Raw genomic sequence first — 17,226 nt, 5'->3', positions numbered from 1 at the left:
TCCCTATTTCCTTTCTTCCGGCGCTGGACGGCGGATCATTTGGTGCAGGTCCGCCCCGGTCGGGACCATCGGATATACGGCTTCTTCCTGCTGGACGTGGAAATCGAGCAGGACGGGGCCGGGAGTCTTGCGGGCAAATTCGACGGCGGCGGGCACCTCTCCCGGCTTCTCTATCCGCCGGTATCCCGCGCCGTGGGCTTCGGCGATCTTTCCGAAATCCGGATTCCTGAGCTGGACCGCCGAATAGCGCTTCTCAAAGAAGAATTCCTGCCATTGGCGGACCATGCCCAGGAAATGGTTGTTCATCAGTGCGATTTTGATTTCAATTCCTTCCTTGACCGCCGTGATCAGATCCATTTGGGTCATTTGGAATCCGCCGTCGCCGACGATCGCCCACACCTCGCGCTCGGGCTTGGCGACCTTGGCTCCGATCGCGGCCGGCAGGCCGAACCCCATGCTTCCGGCTCCGCCGGAAGTGATGAAGCTGTAGGGTTTCTCCGGCTGGTAATACTGCGCCGCCCACATTTGGTGCTGACCCACGTCGGTAACCACCAGGGCTTCCCCTTTGGTCACTCTCCAGATGTCATTGATGATCTGTGGAACGTTCAAATATCCGTTGTTGGGCTGTGCCACAATGTCGTGGTCGTCGGTCTCCTTCCGCCACTGATTGATCTGCGCCAGCCAGTCGTCATGGCGGGCGTTAGCCACCATCGGATTGAGGTCTTTCAGCACCATTTTGACATCCCCCACCAGCGAGACATCTGACTTCACGATTTTGTTTATCTCCGCCGGATCGATGTCGACATGGATCTTGGCCGCGCCCGGGGCGTAGGTTTTCAGGTTTCCGGTCACCCGGTCGTCGAAGCGCATCCCCAGCGCAAGGATCAGATCGGCATTCTGGATCGACTGGTTGCAGTAGGCTTCCCCATGCATGCCCATCATCCCCAACGACAGCGGATGGGAGGAAGGGATTGAGCCCAAGCTGAGGAGAGTCATCGCCACCGGCATGTTGGTCCGTTCGGCGAATTCCTGCACTTCTTTTCCCGCTCCGGAGATTTCCACGCCGTGGCCGGCGAAGATGATCGGCCGTTTGGATTTGCGGATCAACTCCGCCGCCTTTTCGAGTTTTTCGGGCGCGGCGTGTTCCGGGGGATGGTACCCAAGAAGTCGAATTTCCGGCGGATCGAACTTGTCGGTCTTGGCGACCTGGGCATCCTTGCAGAAGTCGATCAACACCGGCCCCGGCCGGCCGCTGCGGGCGATGTAGAACGCCTCGCGAACCGTCTGCGCCACCTGGTCCGGCGAGGTGATCAGGAAGTTATGCTTGGTGATCGGCAGGCTGATGCCGGTCATGTCTGTTTCCTGGAAGGCATCCGAACCGAGCAGGTTGCTGGCCACCTGACCGGTGATGAACACCACCGGCGAGGAATCCATGAAGGCAACTTGAATGCCGGTGACCAGGTTGGTCGCTCCTGGGCCGGAAGTGGCGATCGCCACCCCGACCTTGCGCGAAGCGCGCGCGTACCCGTCGGCCATCATCGCCGCGCACTCTTCATGCCGGGCGAGGATGAATTTCAATTTCGGATAATTCAACATTGCATCGAACGCGGGAATAACCGCCCCGCCGGGGATGCCGAACAGCACATCCACGCCCTCGCGGATCAGGGATTCCCATAACACTTCGGCGCCTGATTTTTTCATCTCTTTATCTCCTTCGTGCCCCCTCTTATCCTCCCCCGTTTGCTTTGCACACGGGGGAGGATGGGAGGGGGTCATTCCTTCAGAACCGCGCCCTTGTTGGCGCTGGCGACGAACCTGGAGTACCGCCTCAGCCAGCGGCTGGTGGCGCGGGATTCGAACGGCGGCAGCGCGGCGATCCGACCGCGAATCTCCTCGTCGCTGAGGCGGACGTTCATCGTCCGCCGGTCGACGTCGATCTCGATCACGTCACCCTGCTTGAGCGCCGCGATCGGCCCGCCGGCGGCGGCTTCCGGGGAGACATGGCCGATACAGGCGCCGCGGGTCCCGCCGGAGAACCGCCCGTCGGTGATCAGCGCGACGCTTTCGCCCAAACCCATCCCCATGATGGCCGAGGTGGGCGAGAGCATCTCCTGCATTCCGGGTCCGCCGCGCGGCCCTTCGTAGCGGATGACCACCACCTCCCCGGCCCGAACCTCCCCGGCAAGAATGCCGGTAAGTGCCTCCTCCTGGCTTTCGTAGATGCGGGCCGGACCGACGTGCTTGCGCATTGCGTCGGTCACCCCCGCGGTTTTTATCACGGCTCCGTCCGGCGCCAGGTTGCCGAACAGGATCGCCAATCCCCCCCTTTGCGAATGCGGATTCTCCACCGGGCGGATCACTTCCGGCTTCCTGATGCCGGCCTTCTTGATGTTCTCGCGAAGGGTTTTTCCCGTCACGGTAGGCCGGTCCAGGTGCAGGAGCGATTCATCCTTGCGGGATAATTCGCGCAGGATCGCAGGAATCCCACCGGCTTTGTGAAGATCCTCGATGTGCCACGGCCCGGACGGGCTGATTTTCGTCAGATGCGGTACCTTTTCCGCAAGTTGATTGATGCGCTCCAGGGGATACTCGATGCCCGCCTCGTCGCAAAAAGCCAGCGTGTGCAGGACGGTGTTGGTGCTGCCGCCCATGGCAATATCCAGCGCAAAGGCGTCGTCGATTGTCTCGGCTGTCACCATGTCCCGCGGACGAACGTCAGCTTTTACGAGCTTCATGATGAGCGCCCCGGCCTTCTCTGCCAGCGCGTTGCGCTCGGCGGTTTTTGCCACCGCCGTTCCGTTATAGGGAAGCGCAAGCCCTAGGACTTCCAGCAGGCAGTTCATCGAATTGGCGGTAAACAGGCCGGAGCAGGAACCGCAGGACGGGCAGGCGTAGCGCTCAAGTTCTTTCAGCCGCTTTTCTCCGATCTTCCCGGCCTTATACGCACCGACACCTTCGAACACCGATATCAGATCCAGCACTTCCCCGGCAGGGGTCTTCCCGGCGCGCATCGGGCCGCCGGTGACGAAGATGGCGGGAATGTTGACCCGCAGAGCGGCCATCACCATGCCCGGGACGATCTTGTCGCAATTGGGGATGCACACCATGCCGTCAAAGGCGTGCGCTTCGAGCATCGTTTCCACGCAATCCGCGATCAACTCGCGCGAGGCCAAGCTGTATTTCATGCCTGCGTGGCCCATTGCAATCCCGTCTCCAACTCCGATGGTGTTGAATTCGAACGGCACGCCTCCCGCGGCGCGGACCGCTTCCTTCACCCGCCGGCCGAACGATTGCAGGTGCACGTGTCCTGGTACGATATCAGTATAGGAATTGGCGACGGCGATGAACGGTTTGCCGAAGTCCTTTTCCTCCACACCGATCGCCCGCAGCAAGGAACGGTGCGGAGCTTTTTCGAACCCTTTCTTGATGATGTCGGATCTCATGGCCTCTCCTTCCCCCCTCCTCTCTCCTCCTCCATGTGCGAAGCAAATGGGAAAGGAGAGGTGGGGGTAAAAAAATGGGCTGCCTTGCTTGGCAGCCCTGGTTCGCTTTGCTCCTCGTTTGTCGCGTCCTGACCGATTACGCTCTCTCTCCGAGGGCTGCCCATGCGCAAGTATGGCTCTCGATAATAACGAGAACCAGGACCGCAATAACGACAACCAGGAGAGAAATGTGGATCATAGTCTTTTTCCGTCTGACATTTTACCCTGTTATTTTTCCCCTGTCTATTAGCATCCTTCATATTTTTTACCCAAATTTATTGTACAATATGCACAAATGGGTTAATAAAACCCGATAATATTTAGAGCGTATTTGTCCGAATAGGTTTGCGGACTATGTCAATCACTATTCCGGTGTCCCTGACCACAATCCTTGAACCGCTTCCAAGCGATGACTATGAGTGGATTTGCGGAGGAGAAAAATCCGCGGCCACTTCGATTTCCTGGGTTGTCTGCAACAATTCCGAAATCCGGGATGGCGATTTGCTGCTCTTGGATGTGTCGGAAGCGCTGCAGATACGGGAAGAGGATTCGCAAGCGGGGAGGCCATCGGCGGTGGGTCTCATCGGGCCCGGGGATATCGATCCCTCCGCATGGCCGGGCAAGCCCGTCTTTCGCATTTTCACCAAGGCGGCATCGCGATCGGAGCGCGGAGCAGAACTCCGTGCGGTTCATCAAACCTTTCTCAAAGCCCTCCTGACTCAAAAGTCGCTTCTGTTGGAACGCGGCGCCGCCATCCAGACCCGGCTGACCCAGATCGCCGCCTGCGGAGAAGGACTCGCCGGCCTGGCGGCGGCAATGCGGGAAATGACCCAGCATGGAATGTTGGTCCAAGATAAGCGTCTTGCGCCGCTGGCTTCCAGTCCGAGTGCGGATCTGCGGATGGTTTGGGATGACCTGCTTGTCCAGCTGGCGGATTTTTCCGCGCTGCCCGAAACCCTGCGGGACCGGCGCCAAGCCGGCCAAGCCCCGTCGGCGATCCTCGATTCGATGCCGGGCGGATTGGAACGGGTGATCGTCCCGATCGTGGTCGGCGACGTGGCCCGCGGATACCTCTCCGCGGTCGGCGCGGTGGGCGAATTGGATCCTACCGACCGGCTGGTTGCCGAACAAGGCGCGCTGGTCTGCGCGATCGAGATGGCCAGGGCCAAAGCGGTGCGCGAGACAGAGAAGCGACTGCATGGAGATCTGCTGTCCGCCCTCCTGCACCGCAACCTCTCCGCCCGCGACGCCCACCTTTGGGCTCAGAACTTAGGCTTGGACCTTGGACAACAGCACACCGCGATGCGCCTGGCGTGGGAGGGTTCCGCTCCGACCCTTCGCCGTCTGGAAACCCTGGTCAACGGCGAAATCTCCCGCTCCGGACGGCCGGTGATCGTATCCTCTCTTAGCGGCGAAGTGATTTGCTTCTGCGAATCCCCGCGCCAATCCGGACGGCCGTCCGCGGCGATCGCCCTGGCCCAGACGGTCATCGACCTGGCGGCGAAGGAGCATCCGGAAGCGGTCATCCGCTGCGGGATTGGAACCCCCGCCGCGGAACTCGGCTCCTGGCAGCTGTCCTTCCGCCAAGCGGGCCAGGCGCTAGATATGGCCCGCCGCCTGGGGGAGCGCAAGCCGCTGTACTACATGGACCTTACGGTGTACCGCCTCCTGTTGCAGTTCGAAGACCATCCCGAACTAAACGCGTTTCTCCAGGAGACGCTCGGTCCGGTGATGAACCATGAAAATGCGGACGAATTTCTTACCTCGCTGGAGGAGTTCTTCAAACACAACGGCAACCTTTCACAGACCGCCGAGGCGCTCTTCATCCACCGCAATACCCTGACCTACCGCCTCGAGCGTCTGGCGGGCGTCGCGCAATTGGATCTTGAGAACCCCGAAACCCGGCTTGCGGTCCAATTGGCGCTGAGTATCCGTCGGATGCTGAAGGCGGCCTAAGGGATGGATCCAGGAAATCCGCCCATGCCCTTTGGACCCTCTTCAAAGCCTGATCGGCCGGATAACAAACAGGAAATCAGGTTGAGCGGCTTGGCGTGAGCCGGGCATCCGGTTAGGGGCGGATTTGGCGTCCGTCGCAAGCGCGGGTAAAAAAAATTCGGCGTTGCGCTTTCCAGGTTGTCCGTCCGCCATCCGCCGGTCCGCCGAGCATATAATACTAGTACCCGCAATCGTGTTTGCCGGTCAGGCGGCCGGATTTACGGGCGTTGATTGATTTCCAGTCCTTTCCGCTTAACCCGGCCCAAGGAGGGAGGATCCGCTTGGAGGTTCAAACCGTTCAGACAAGAAAGGATTTGGCGGAGTTCATCGCACTGCCGTACCGCCTGTACCGCCGCGATCCCATTTGGGTTCCCCCGCTTCGCAGGGAACAATGGAATCAATTCGATCCGAAACGCAACCCGATGTTGAAACACTGCGAATACGCGCTGTTCCTCCTGCGCGACGGCATCCGGACCGTCGGCCGCATCTCCGCCTTTGTGGACCGGTTGGCCGTGCGGTCGTGGAAAGAACCGATCGGATTATTCGGGGCGTTCGAATGCTCGGGCGATTTTCCCGCGGCAGAAATGCTGCTTTCGGCCGCGCAACGGTGGCTCGCCGAACGCGGGATGAAGGCCATGCGCGGCCCCTGGTCATTTGCTTCTCAGGAATGGGGATTAGTCGTTGAAGGCTTCCTCCCTTCTCCGGTTGTCATGGCCCCCTACAACCCTCCTCAATACAACGAGTTCCTGACCCAATTTGGCCTTTCCAAAATAAAAGATCTCCTCGTGTTCTACGTGGATTCAAAAGAAGGATATCAGATACCTAAAAAATACATTAGTCTAACTACAAGCCTTAAAAATAGGCTGAAAGTAAATGTGAGAACCTTGGATATGCGAAACCTGGAGAAGGAAGTCTCTATTTTTGTGAATTTGGCCAACCGATCCATAGCGGACAATTGGGGGTTCTACCCGGTTACGGAGGAAGAGGGCAAGGCCATCGCCAAGGACCTTAAGTCGGTGGTTGACCCGAAGCTTCTGCTGTTCGCCGAAGATGCGCACGGTAAAGCTATCGGCTTCATGATGGCCCTGCCGGACGTGAACACTCTGCTGAAAGGCCTGAACGGCCGGTTATTCCCGTTTGGGTGGATTAAACTGCTCGTCGGTCTTCCGCGCATCCGGCAGTTCCGCATCTGGGCTTTGGGGGTCGTGCCGGAGTACCAAGGAAAAGCCGTCGACGCCCTGATGTACAGAAAGCTCTACGAAATCCTGGCCCACCGGGACGTGCGCTTGGAGCTCAACTACATCCTGGAGGACAATTACCCGATGCTCAACGCCGTGGTCAACCTCGGCGCGAAAAGCCTGCGGCGTTACCGGGTGTATCAGAAATCCATCGCCTGACTCCGTCCGGAAAGGAATCGTCATGACCGAGGCTGATCCTCCGCCCCTGCAGAACGCCGCGCTGTGCCAAATCGGATTCGTCGCCCGGGACGGCGCCGCGACCGCCCGGAAACTGGCCCGACTCACCGGCCTGCCCCTGCCGGATCCGATCGTCACCGACGGATTCGACAAAGCCCGAACCGAGTATCGCGGCCAACCCACTCCGGCGACCGCCAAGCTGTATTTCTTCGACTTCGGGCAACTCGCCGTCGAAATCATCGAACCGGTCGGCGGGCCGAGCACTTGGCGTGAATTTCTCGACCGCCGCGGCGACGGCGTCCACCACATCGCCTTCCGCGTCGAAAACACCGGCCGGACCGCGGCCGCCCTCTCCGCACTCGGGATGCCTTCCATCCAGAAGGGCGTGTTCGAAGGGGGCAGCTACGATTACATCGATGCGGAAAAATATATCGGTACGATCCTGGAGTTGCTGGATTCTACAAATTCCGTATGAGTGGATCCCGTTCGGACCGCATTCGCGTTATCTGCCTCGGAAACCCCGCCCGGCCATGATGGGTCTTCCCCGGAAGGGGTTTCCGTACGGCGTCGCGCCTTGGCGGCATTGGTTCGACAATCACGCAGCCGGAGCATTGTGGACCGCCAGCGCTTCGGCAAACAGCGATTCATACTCCTCGACGTTCGCGCACGACACCAGCCTTGTTCGCAGTTTCCCGACGCTTTCCAAGTGGTGCACATACCGCACCGCGTGCTTTCGGAAGATGAGACATCCGAACCTCGGTCCGTACAGGTCGACCATCATTCCCAAGTGGCGCCGCGCCATGGCGATGCTCTCTGGAAGGGCCACGCTTTCCTTTTCCCGGCGCGCGAAGATCCACGGATGGCCGATCGCCGCGCGGCCGATCATCACCCCGTCGCATCCTGTTTCCCGCTTCATCGCCTCGATGTCGGCGACGGTGTGCACGTTTCCGTTTCCCAGCACCGGGATCCGGGCCCGACATTTGATTTCCGCGATCGCCAGCCGGTCGACCGGTCCGGAAAGCGCCTGCTCCTTGGTTCGACCGTGCACGGCCAGCAGAGCACAGCCGTTTTCTTCCAGGGCTTTGGCCACCTCCAGGTAGTTGCGGCTCCTTTCGTCCCAGCCCAGGCGCATCTTGGCGCTGACTGGGATTCGCAGAGCGGCGGAGAGGGATGCGAACAGCCGGCCGATCCGCATCGGGTCCTTAAGCATCCCGGCCCCCGCCCCGCGCTCTGCGATCTTTCGGATGGAGCATCCGAGGTTGATGTCGATCAGATCCGGCTCCAGGTCCTGCAACCGGCGCGCGGCCTCCACCAGCCGCCCTTCTGTGTGTCCGTAAATTTGGATCGCCACCGGCCGTTCCGCCTCGGCAAACCGCAGTTTCAACCTGACCGCGCTCTCCGCCTTGGCATGGGCGATCTCGTCGACGTTGACGAACTCGGTGTATACCATCGCCGAACCGAGGCCGCGGCAGATCTCGCGGAACGGCTGATCGGTGAATCCGTCCATGGGCGCCAGAATCAGGTCGCCGCGGACGGGTATGGACCGGATGAAAAAAAGGGGGGAAGCGGAATCGGCCACGATCCTAGCGGCGGATATGGCGGTCGATGGCAAGCAGATCGCACAGGATCGCGTAGGCGGTTTCCAGGCGGCCGGCGCCCGGCCCGATCAGGGTCACGTCGCCGAGCAGGCGGGTGGCGAAGGTGATTGCGTTGGCCGCGCCGTGGACGGACGCCAGCGGATGCGTGTGCGGCAATCGCTGCGGCCGGACGCTGGCCCGCACGCCGTCGCCGGTCCGGTCTACCCGGGCGACCAGCTTCCACACTTCGCCCGCGTCCTTCGCCGCCGCGACGTCCTTCTTGGTCAGGCGGGTGATCCCCTCGCGCTCGACATCCTCCATCCCGATCTCCGCCCCCATCAGAACGTTGGCCAGGATCACAAGCTTTCCGGCCGCATCGTACCCCTCCACGTCGCCGGTTGGATCGGCTTCGGCGTATCCCTGGTCCTGCGCCTCCTCGATCGCGGCGGAGTATGGCTTGCCCTCCTGCATCTGGGTCAGGATGTAGTTGGTGGTTCCATTGATGACGCCCTGAATGCTTTCGACCCTGGCGCCGGAGAGCAGTTCCGATCCCAGCCGCAGGGCGGGCGATCCGCTCATCACCGTACCCTCGAGCCCCAGTTCCACTCCGTGATCGGCGGCCAGCTTAGCCAGCGCCCGGTATTGCAGCGCCACCGGGCCCTTGTTGGTGGTGATCGCGTGTTTCCCGGTTTCGAAGGCGGCGCGGATGTGGCTGATGGCCGGCTCTCCGGTCGTAAGGTCGGTCGGGCTGAGCTCGACGACGACGTTGGTCTCCGTCCCCCGGATGGTTCGGTCGGAATCCCAGCCGCGATGCAGGGCGTCCACCCGGCGCAGGGATTTTTCCAGCCTAACGGCATCCAGCAGGGTTTGCGGCGCCAATCCGGCCGGATGGTACACGCTGCCCAGGCGGATGTCGCTTACGGCGGTGATCCGCACGTTCACTCCGAATTGCTGCCGCAGCAGGTCACCCTGCTCGTTCAGGATCTGCGCCAAGCCCTGGCCGACGTTGCCAAAGCCGATGATCGCAAGGCGGTAGGTCCGCATGGAAAACCTTCCGAGGAGACGGGTGGGGCCATTGTAACGCATAGGAGCGGGGCCGCGAAGCCGCCCGGCGCGCGAAGGCCCTGCGGGAATTTTTTCTCACCCGTTTCGCCGGTAAGGCCAGGAACAAGGCCGCCCCTTTTCCAAATTCCCCCGCCGTGATAGATTCCCCCCTCGGTTATTCCCAGGAGAAAACCGCATGATTGGCACCATCGCGCGCCTGGACAAGGTAACCCATTCCTACGGCGCGCAGAACATTCTGGATTCACTCAGCTGGGAGATATACCACGACGCCAGGATCGGTCTGATCGGCCCGAATGCCGCCGGCAAATCCACCCTCCTGCGCATGTTAGCCCGTGAATTGGATCCGGATTCCGGCGCGGTCCATCTCGCCCGCGGCATCCGCGTCGGGTACCTCCATCAGGAGGTCAATTTCGATCTCGACCGCTCGGTCCTCGCCGAGACCCGGGATTCCTCCCCCACCCTGGCCGCCTTGGAACAGGAGATGGAACGGACCGCCGCCCGGATGGGGGATCCGGACGTATTCGGCGATGCGAAGAAGCTGGAACGCTTCGCCACCCGCCACGAGCAGCTGCTGGAGGAGTATTCCCAGAAGGGCGGACTGAATTTCGAAGGCCGGGTCCGATCCACGCTGCGCGGGCTAGGATTCTCGGAAGCGGATTTCGACCTCCCTTTGCGGGCGCTTTCCGGCGGACAGAAAAAATTGGTCGGCCTGGCCAAACTGCTCCTGGAACAGCCGGACCTTCTGCTGCTCGACGAGCCGGACAACCACCTCGACCTGCAGGGCAAGCGCTTCTTGGAGGCGCTGATCGCCGACTACCCCGGGGCCGTCCTGATCGTTTCGCACGACCGTTACCTGCTGGACATCGTCGCCGATGAGATCGCCGAACTTGAGGACGCCCGGCTGACCCGCTTCCCCGGCAATTATTCCGAATACGCGTTTGAGAAGCGGCGCAAGCGCCTTATGCAGGAGCAGCAGTTTAAAACCCAACAGCGTGAAATCCGCCGGATGGAGTTCGCCATTCAGCGCCTGATGGGTTGGGGCGCCGGCCAGAACGAAAAACTGGTCAAGCGCGGACGGTCGATGCAGAAGCGCCTCGATAAGCTCGAGCGGATCCAGAAACCCGCCGGCGATCGGAAGACCGTCGGGCTGAACTTTTCCGCCTCGAGCCGCGGATCCAACCGCACGCTGGAGATCCGCCGGGCAAGCAAAACCTTCGACGGCAAAGAGATCCTGCGCGGCGTCGCTTTCACAATCTGGAACGGCGAGCGGGTCGGCCTCATCGGCCCCAACGGATCCGGGAAAACCGTTCTGCTGCGCTGCGTCATGGGCGAAGAGAAGCTGTCGGAGGGAGAGATCGTCATCGGACCCTCGAACACGCTGGGGTACTACGATCAGGAGCATCAGACCCTCGGATTCGAAAACACCCTGGCCGAAGAACTCACCCGGCGCGCGGCGCTGACCAACCGCGAACTGTACGGGTTGATGGGACGCTTCCTCTTCGACGCGGACGACGCCGGCAAGAAGGTCCGCGACCTCTCCGGCGGCGAAAAGGCGCGCGTGCAAATGGCCCGCCTGATGCTGCAAGGCGCCAATTTCCTGCTCCTTGACGAACCGACCAACCACCTGGATATTGCCTCGGCCGAGCAGTTGGAAGAGGCGCTTGAAGAATTCGATGGGACCCTGCTGGTGGTCTCCCACGACCGCTATTTCCTGGATAATGCTGTGAACCGGATCTTCGAACTGGAAGACGGCCGGATCCGCCAATACGACGGCAACTACACCGCATACCTCGGGCAAAAAGCGGAGCTCTCTTCAAAAAACACTCTCCCCCGTTGACGGCATTTTGGTAATCGGTCGAGTAGCACTCCACGCCGCGGTCTGAAGACTGTTCTTCCGGCGGTTTCTATCAGCCGCGGCAAGCAATTATGGCGGCACAACCAGCTTCAAACCCCTTTTTTAGGCTTGGAATCATCGGCCTCCACGGCGGTCCCGCCAAATGGAGAAGGAAGCCCGGCCTCGCAGCCGGCACGCAGCCCCCGTAATCTCACGGGATTCCTCCCTCTGGCACGCAATTTGCACAAGGATTCTTCCAGAAGAATCATTTTGGGAGGCGAACATGGTCGTCCAATACATCACCCAACCGGATCTGCAGATCGGCATCATCCTGATCCTCCTCGGTTCAGGCCTGATTTGCCTGCTGGCCGGGATTTTGATCCTTATCGGCCGCAGTTTCACCCGCGAAATGCGGACTCTGGCGGGCACGTCCACGGAATTGAGCAAACGGGCCCTCAACCACGACATGACGTCGCTGGCCGAGAGCATCACCGAGATCTTGGCTCAGGTGAACCAGTTGATGAAAACCGCCGCCGGCGTGGGCGCCTTTCTGATTTTGATCGGCGTCGGTTTGATGGCCGGCGCGTATTGGCTCACGTCCGGAGTTCTCTAAACCGCCGCTCCGCAAGCGCCCCGCCGCGAGGTAGCCGATGCTCTCCGACAACCAGGTCTTCCAATCACTCGAAACCGCCCTGCCCAGCGAGGTCCGTCCCGGGATCATCCGTCGAATCCGTCGGGTTGCGGCGCTGTGGTCCGTCCTGCACGATGAGGGCTTCCTGAAAAAAGCCGTTTCTTTCGCCGGATCGGATTCTCTCCGGTGGCGGCCCGGTTGGCTGGGTCTGCTGTCGGCATCGGAAACCGAGTACCTCCGCGCCCGTTTCGCCACAGGCGGGGCGTCCACGGTGCAGGTTCCGGATTCCAGCCTGGACCGGGGGGAGACCGCCTTTCAGGAGCTGCGCGGCGGAACGGATCCGGCGCTGGATCAGGCCGCCCTCGCGGCGCTGGCAGCAACCGGGCATCTCGACAATCCTGCAGCCATGGAAGGCTGGTCGGACGCCCCGGTCCTATTTTGGATCTGCCTCTATTCGATCGCGGCCGATACCGCGAAGGTCATCGAGCGCCTGGCGGAGTTGCTGCCCGAGTCCGCCCCGCGGCTGGTTGAGACCGTCCTTGCGAACGAGTCTTTGGAGCAAGCGGCGGAAATCCTCGAACGCTGCCTTCCGGCCGTCGGCCTCTCCTCCGCCACGGCGATTTGCGAAGGCGCGGCCGCGTCGGGCGAGCCGGAATTGGCCCGGCGTTTGGGGACCACGGCCGCCGCCAAATCGCAAGTCTTCTCGGAAGCCACCATTAACCCCGGGCAACGAATCCTCCGCGCGCGGATGCTTCGCTTGGCGGGCGAGCCGGCGGCGGCGCTTCCCGAAGCGGACGCCGCCCGGCGGGACGCCAAGCGGATGCTGATGGATACCCTGATGGAATCGGCCCGCGCCGCCGAGGAGGAGGGCAACTTCACCACCGCCCTTTCCTTCTGGCAGGAAGCGGGCGCACTCGACCCGGGCGCCGCCGGAATCCGCGCCGGGATCGCCCGTTCGCTTTCCGGTTTGGACCGTTTCGAAGAAGCCATCGAGGCCATTCCCTCCACCACCGAGGATCCCGAGGACCTCCTGCTCGTGGCCCGCATCCGGATGAAAACGGGCGCGGCGGACAAAGCCCTCGAAGCCGCACGGCAATCCTGCGCCAAGGCGTCCTCCGCTTCCGATCCGCGGCTGCAGATGGACTTGGCCGACGTCCTGGCCGAAGGCGGTGATTTGCGCGGGGCGGCGCAGATCCTCCATGCGTTAAGCCGTTCCCGGCCGAATCATCCGCAGGTTTTCGCCCGGCTGGCGGATCTGACCGCCCAGATCGGTGATTGGCAATCTTGCTCGGCGGCCGCTTCCGCCGCCTGGCACCTGAATCCCGAGGATTCCCGCTCCCTGCTTCTGTTGGCTAGGTCCGCCGAACACGAGAAGAGGCCCAAGGAAGCCGCGGAGCATTACCGCATCCTATCCGGAAAAACAGCCGACGACCCCGCCCTCCTCCTCGGTTTAGCCCGGAACAGCCATGCCGCCGGGGATGAGGGGCAAGCCCGCCAGGCTGCCGAGCGCTGTCTCGCACTCACTCCGGATTGCGGAGAAGCGTACGCCATCCTGGGATTGCTTGACCTGGCGCAGGGTAACGAAGAAGCAGCTTTCGCCGCGCTGCAGAAGGCAACCCGTCTGTCTCCGAAAGCGTCCGCTCCCTGGAAAGCGCTTGCGGATTTGCACTCCTCCAAAGGCAACCGCGAGGCGGCCGCCACCACCCTGCGCGCCGGGATCGAAGCCGCTTCCGATCCGGCGGATTTGCTTTCCGCCTTGGGATCGGGGCTGCTCATCGAAGGCCGGATTCGGGAAGCCGCCGCGCATTTGGAACGCGCGCTTTCCTCCCGCCCCAACGATATGGGGATCCTTATGTCGCTGGCGGATGCCTCCCTGGCGATTCAGGAGACCGCCGATGCGGAGGAGTATCTGAACCGGGCGCTGGCCGTCTCGCCCGGATCGGTTGCCGCCGTGAAAAAAAAGTCTGCGCTTTTGGAATCCCTCGGCCGAACCGCGGAAGCCCGGGCGGCGCTCGAACGCTCCGTGGCCGCGGAGCCGGATTCCGCGGATCTGCTCGTGGAGCTGGGCTCACTCCTGCTCCGGGAACACCGCCGCAATCCGGAACCCGATCCCGCTGCCGTGAGCCGGGCCCTCGCCCTGCTGACGCAGGCCGAGAAATTGCAATCCGGCGCCGAAGATCAGCGGCTGAAATCGCTGATCGGCTGGGCCAAGGTTTTCGACGGACGGCTTCCGGAGGCGGCCTCGGAATTCGGTTCCCTTCTGCAATCCGCGGACGGCATGACGATCGAGCAGAAGGTCGACGCGCATCTCGGATTGGCCGAGGCGATGCTGCGTTCGGGGGATCATCCCACGGCGGTCCACAATCTGCAGGCTGCGCTTCAAATTTCTCCGGCGGATTCCCGCATCCGCGGCCGGTTGGGCGAGGCGTTGGCCGCCTCCGGCCTGCATGAAGATGCGTTGGCGGCTTTCCGGAAAGTCCTCGCCGATTCTCCGGACGACGTCGCCGCACTCTCCGGTCTGGCCGAATCCTTGATTGCGATCCACCGTCCCGAGGAAGCCGTTGAAGCTTTGCGGCAGGCGTCGGAATTCTCTCCCGCCGACCCCGAACCGCCGATCCGGATGGCGGAAATCTTCCTTTCCGCCGGGGACGGCGCGCAAGCCCGTTCCGAGATCGCCCGCGCCCTCGAATTGGCCGGGCCGAAAGACGCGAGCATCGCGCTGCGCAGCGCTCGCCTTCTTTCCGCCCTGAAGGAATTCGGGGAAGCCGCGGCGGTTTTGGAATCGGCGCTGGAGCGGAATCCCGCATCCGTTCCGTTGTTGACCGAACTGGGCGCCGCCCTGCGTAGCTGCGGAAAAAACGCGCAGGCGTTCGAAATGTTCCGCCGAGCGAGCGACGCGGATCCGGAGCATTCCGGCCCCTTGGCCTCCGCCGCCGAGGCGCTGTGGGCGGACGGCAGAAAATCCGCCGCGATCGCTTTTCTGAAAAAGGCTGTCCAGTTGGATCCCAAAAATCCAGCCCTCCTCCGCCGGTTGGCTTCGAATATGGCGGCGGTCGGCCTGAGCCGGGAAGCGCTTCCGCACTACGAACGGGCGATGGCTCAGGCGCCGTCCGATTCCGGATTGGCGCTTGAAGCGGCCCAAGCCGCGTTCCGCGCCGGCGATCTGCAAAGGGCCGACGCCTGGAAAGAATCCGGCGCATCGGCAGCCGGCGCAGACGGCCTTGTCCTGCGGGCGAGGATCGAATTTGAAAAGGGCGAATTCGAAAAGGCGGTTGCGGCAAGCAAACAAGCGGCGACAGCCCATCCCGAAGACGCCCGCACCTGGGCTCTGCTGGCCTCCGCGCTTGCGTCGAAGATGGAAAATGACGCGCTGTCCGGCCGTTGGGAGGAGGCGTCTTCCGCCGCCGCGGCATCCGCCCTGGCCAAAGCCTGCGAACTCTGCGCCGAATCCTCCGAAGCGCTTGGGCTGACCGGGCGTGCGGCGCTGGCGCTGGAAGACTATCCCGCCGCTGTCCGGTGCCTGGAATCCCTCTGCGGATCCTCTCCGGACGATCCGGAGGCGCACGTCCTTCTGGCCGCCGCGATTGTGTCGCAGGCCGAATCCGAATCCCGAACCCGTATGGCATTCGCCGAAGATCGGCCGGCGGACCCCACCGCCGCGAAAACCGCCCGCGCCGCCCTCGCCCGCGCCGCCGCGCTGGGCGCGGACGAAGACGCGGTCCGGGCGCTGTCCGGGCGCGCGGGATTGATTTTCGACGAGCCCGATCCAAAGGCGATCGAATCCCTGGAACGGATCAACCAGACCCGTCCTGCTCCGGAAAACGCCGCCTCGATTGCGCAGGCCTGGCTGCGCGCCGGTCAAATCGACCGCGCCCGATCGGCCGCCCAAGCCGCGGTAAACCTTCGTCCGGGCAGGGAAACCGGCCGGGTCCTCTTGGGGATCTGCGAAAGGAAAGCCGGACGGCTCGACGCCGCCCTGGCGGAACTCGAGAATGCCAGCCGCTCGGCGCCTCACAAAGCTCTTCCGCATGCGGTCTCGGCGGCGATTTTGTACGAGATCGGTCGCCGCGGCGAAGCCACCGACAAACTGCGCCACGCCCTTAGCCTTTCGCCGAAGGCGGCTGATTGGCACTACGCACTCGGCGTATGGAACGAGGCCATGGGGGACCGCGCCGCCGCACTGCCCTGCCTCCAGCGCGCCGCCGAATTGGTTCCTTTCAACGGCGTCTACCACCGCCGGTTCGCCCAGGCATTGCTGCGCGACGGGGATCCTCAGACCGCATTGAAGCACTTCCTGAAGGCGGAATCGCTCCTCACCGATGAAAGCGGCGAACTACACGCCGAAATCGGCAAAGCGGCGATGGAATCGGGACGGCCGGCGGATGCGTACCAGGCTTTCTCCCTGGCCCTGGAGAAACCCGGCGCCGTCCTTGCTTGGAAGCTGGGCAAAGCCCGCGCGGCGTTGGCGCTTGGCCGGCGCGAGGAAGCCCGCTCCACCGCCAAAGACGTTTTCGGCGGCGAGGGGCATCCGGCCGAGGCCCGCCTTGTTCTGGCCGAAGTGGAAGAAACGGAGGGCCGTCTGCCCGAGGCGATCCGCCATCTGGATCACGCGGCCGCCGAGATGAGCGATCCGGTCGTCCCCGCCCTGCGCCTGGCGCGGCTTTGGACCGCAACCGGCGCGGCGGTCCGTTCGGCGGCTGCGATGCAGGCGCTGCTGGAGGCCCACCCGGAGATCGACGAAGCCCACTACCGTCTGGCGGAAGCGCTGCTGGAATGCGGCCGCTTGGAGGACGCCCTGCGCGCCGGACGGAAAGCCGCCGAACTCGCTCCGCGAAAAAAGGACTATTGGATCCTGCTCGGACGAATCGCCCGCAAGATGGGTCAGCTGGATCAATCCCTGGCGGCGCTCGCCAAAGCCCGCCAGATCTCTCCGCAGGATTTCCGCACCGCCCTCGAATGCGGCCTGACGTATGAGGCCGAACAGCGCTGGGATCTGGCGCTCGATTCGTACCGCGCGGCGATGAAGCTCGCGCCCGAAAATTCGGAGTTGCACTACCGGATGGGCGTCGTGCACAAGAACCTCCGGGCTTATGCGGAAGCGGCCGACGAACTGCGCAAAGCGGTCCAGATCGAGCCCGGCAACTTGGCCGCGCACAAACTGCTCTCGGGAGTGATGGCTTTGACCCTGGTGTACGGAATCGCTCCCCAATCCGTGGACGCGAGGTGA

10 protein-coding genes are annotated in these 17,226 nt (G+C 62.7%); 6 read left to right on the top strand and 4 right to left on the bottom strand.

The genetic code is table 11. The features are described from left to right. Positions 1-3 precede the first annotated feature (3 nt). Positions 4-1,701: a biosynthetic-type acetolactate synthase large subunit gene (gene ilvB, locus JW929_03095; protein MBN1438372.1), complete on the bottom strand. Its 1,698-nt coding sequence runs from the start codon at positions 1,699-1,701 to the stop codon at positions 4-6. Between the two features lie 71 nt (positions 1,702-1,772). Continuing rightward, on the bottom strand, positions 1,773-3,443 hold the full coding sequence (gene ilvD / locus JW929_03090; protein ID MBN1438371.1) for a dihydroxy-acid dehydratase: 1,671 nt from the start codon (positions 3,441-3,443) through the stop codon (positions 1,773-1,775). 393 nt (positions 3,444-3,836) lie between these two features. On the opposite strand from ilvD, the gene JW929_03085 reads away from it, so the two are divergent. The 3 genes from JW929_03085 (at position 3,837) to JW929_03075 (ending at position 7,367) form a co-directional block, all read left to right on the top strand. Continuing rightward, the gene (locus JW929_03085) at positions 3,837-5,438 is read left to right on the top strand and encodes a helix-turn-helix domain-containing protein (protein ID MBN1438370.1); all 1,602 of its coding nucleotides are present in this window, start codon (positions 3,837-3,839) and stop codon (positions 5,436-5,438) included. 320 nt (positions 5,439-5,758) lie between these two features. Continuing rightward, positions 5,759-6,874 carry a hypothetical protein gene (locus JW929_03080; GenBank protein MBN1438369.1) on the top strand — a complete coding sequence of 372 codons (1,116 nt, stop codon included), beginning with the start codon at positions 5,759-5,761 and terminating at the stop codon, positions 6,872-6,874. Positions 6,875-6,896: 22 nt separating this feature from the next. Further along, the gene (locus JW929_03075; GenBank protein ID MBN1438368.1) at positions 6,897-7,367 is read left to right on the top strand and encodes a VOC family protein; all 471 of its coding nucleotides are present in this window, start codon (positions 6,897-6,899) and stop codon (positions 7,365-7,367) included. Between the two features lie 120 nt (positions 7,368-7,487). On the opposite strand, the gene JW929_03070 is transcribed toward JW929_03075, so the two are convergent. Both JW929_03070 and JW929_03065 read right to left on the bottom strand, forming a co-directional pair. After that, positions 7,488-8,471, bottom strand: a complete 984-nt coding sequence (locus JW929_03070) for a tRNA-dihydrouridine synthase (protein ID MBN1438367.1) — start codon at positions 8,469-8,471, stop codon at positions 7,488-7,490. Positions 8,472-8,475: 4 nt separating this feature from the next. Further along, positions 8,476-9,513, bottom strand: coding sequence for a homoserine dehydrogenase (locus tag JW929_03065; protein ID MBN1438366.1), 1,038 nt, complete (start codon positions 9,511-9,513; stop codon positions 8,476-8,478). A gap of 196 nt (positions 9,514-9,709) precedes the next feature. On the opposite strand from JW929_03065, the gene JW929_03060 reads away from it, so the two are divergent. From JW929_03060 to JW929_03050, 3 genes are all read left to right on the top strand, one after another. Continuing rightward, positions 9,710-11,371 carry an ABC-F family ATP-binding cassette domain-containing protein gene (locus JW929_03060; GenBank protein MBN1438365.1) on the top strand — a complete coding sequence of 554 codons (1,662 nt, stop codon included), beginning with the start codon at positions 9,710-9,712 and terminating at the stop codon, positions 11,369-11,371. Between the two features lie 280 nt (positions 11,372-11,651). Then, positions 11,652-11,981 (top strand): hypothetical protein, encoded by a 330-nt coding sequence (locus tag JW929_03055; GenBank protein ID MBN1438364.1) that lies wholly within the window; start codon positions 11,652-11,654, stop codon positions 11,979-11,981. 37 nt (positions 11,982-12,018) lie between these two features. Continuing rightward, complete coding sequence (locus tag JW929_03050; GenBank protein MBN1438363.1) at positions 12,019-17,226, top strand: tetratricopeptide repeat protein; 5,208 nt, start codon at positions 12,019-12,021, stop codon at positions 17,224-17,226.

Source organism: Anaerolineales bacterium (assembly GCA_016928575.1).
Classification (GTDB): domain Bacteria; phylum Chloroflexota; class Anaerolineae; order Anaerolineales; family RBG-16-64-43; genus JAFGKK01.
Note: the sequence above shows the minus strand (reverse complement) of the source record. Positions and strands in the feature narration are given on the sequence as shown.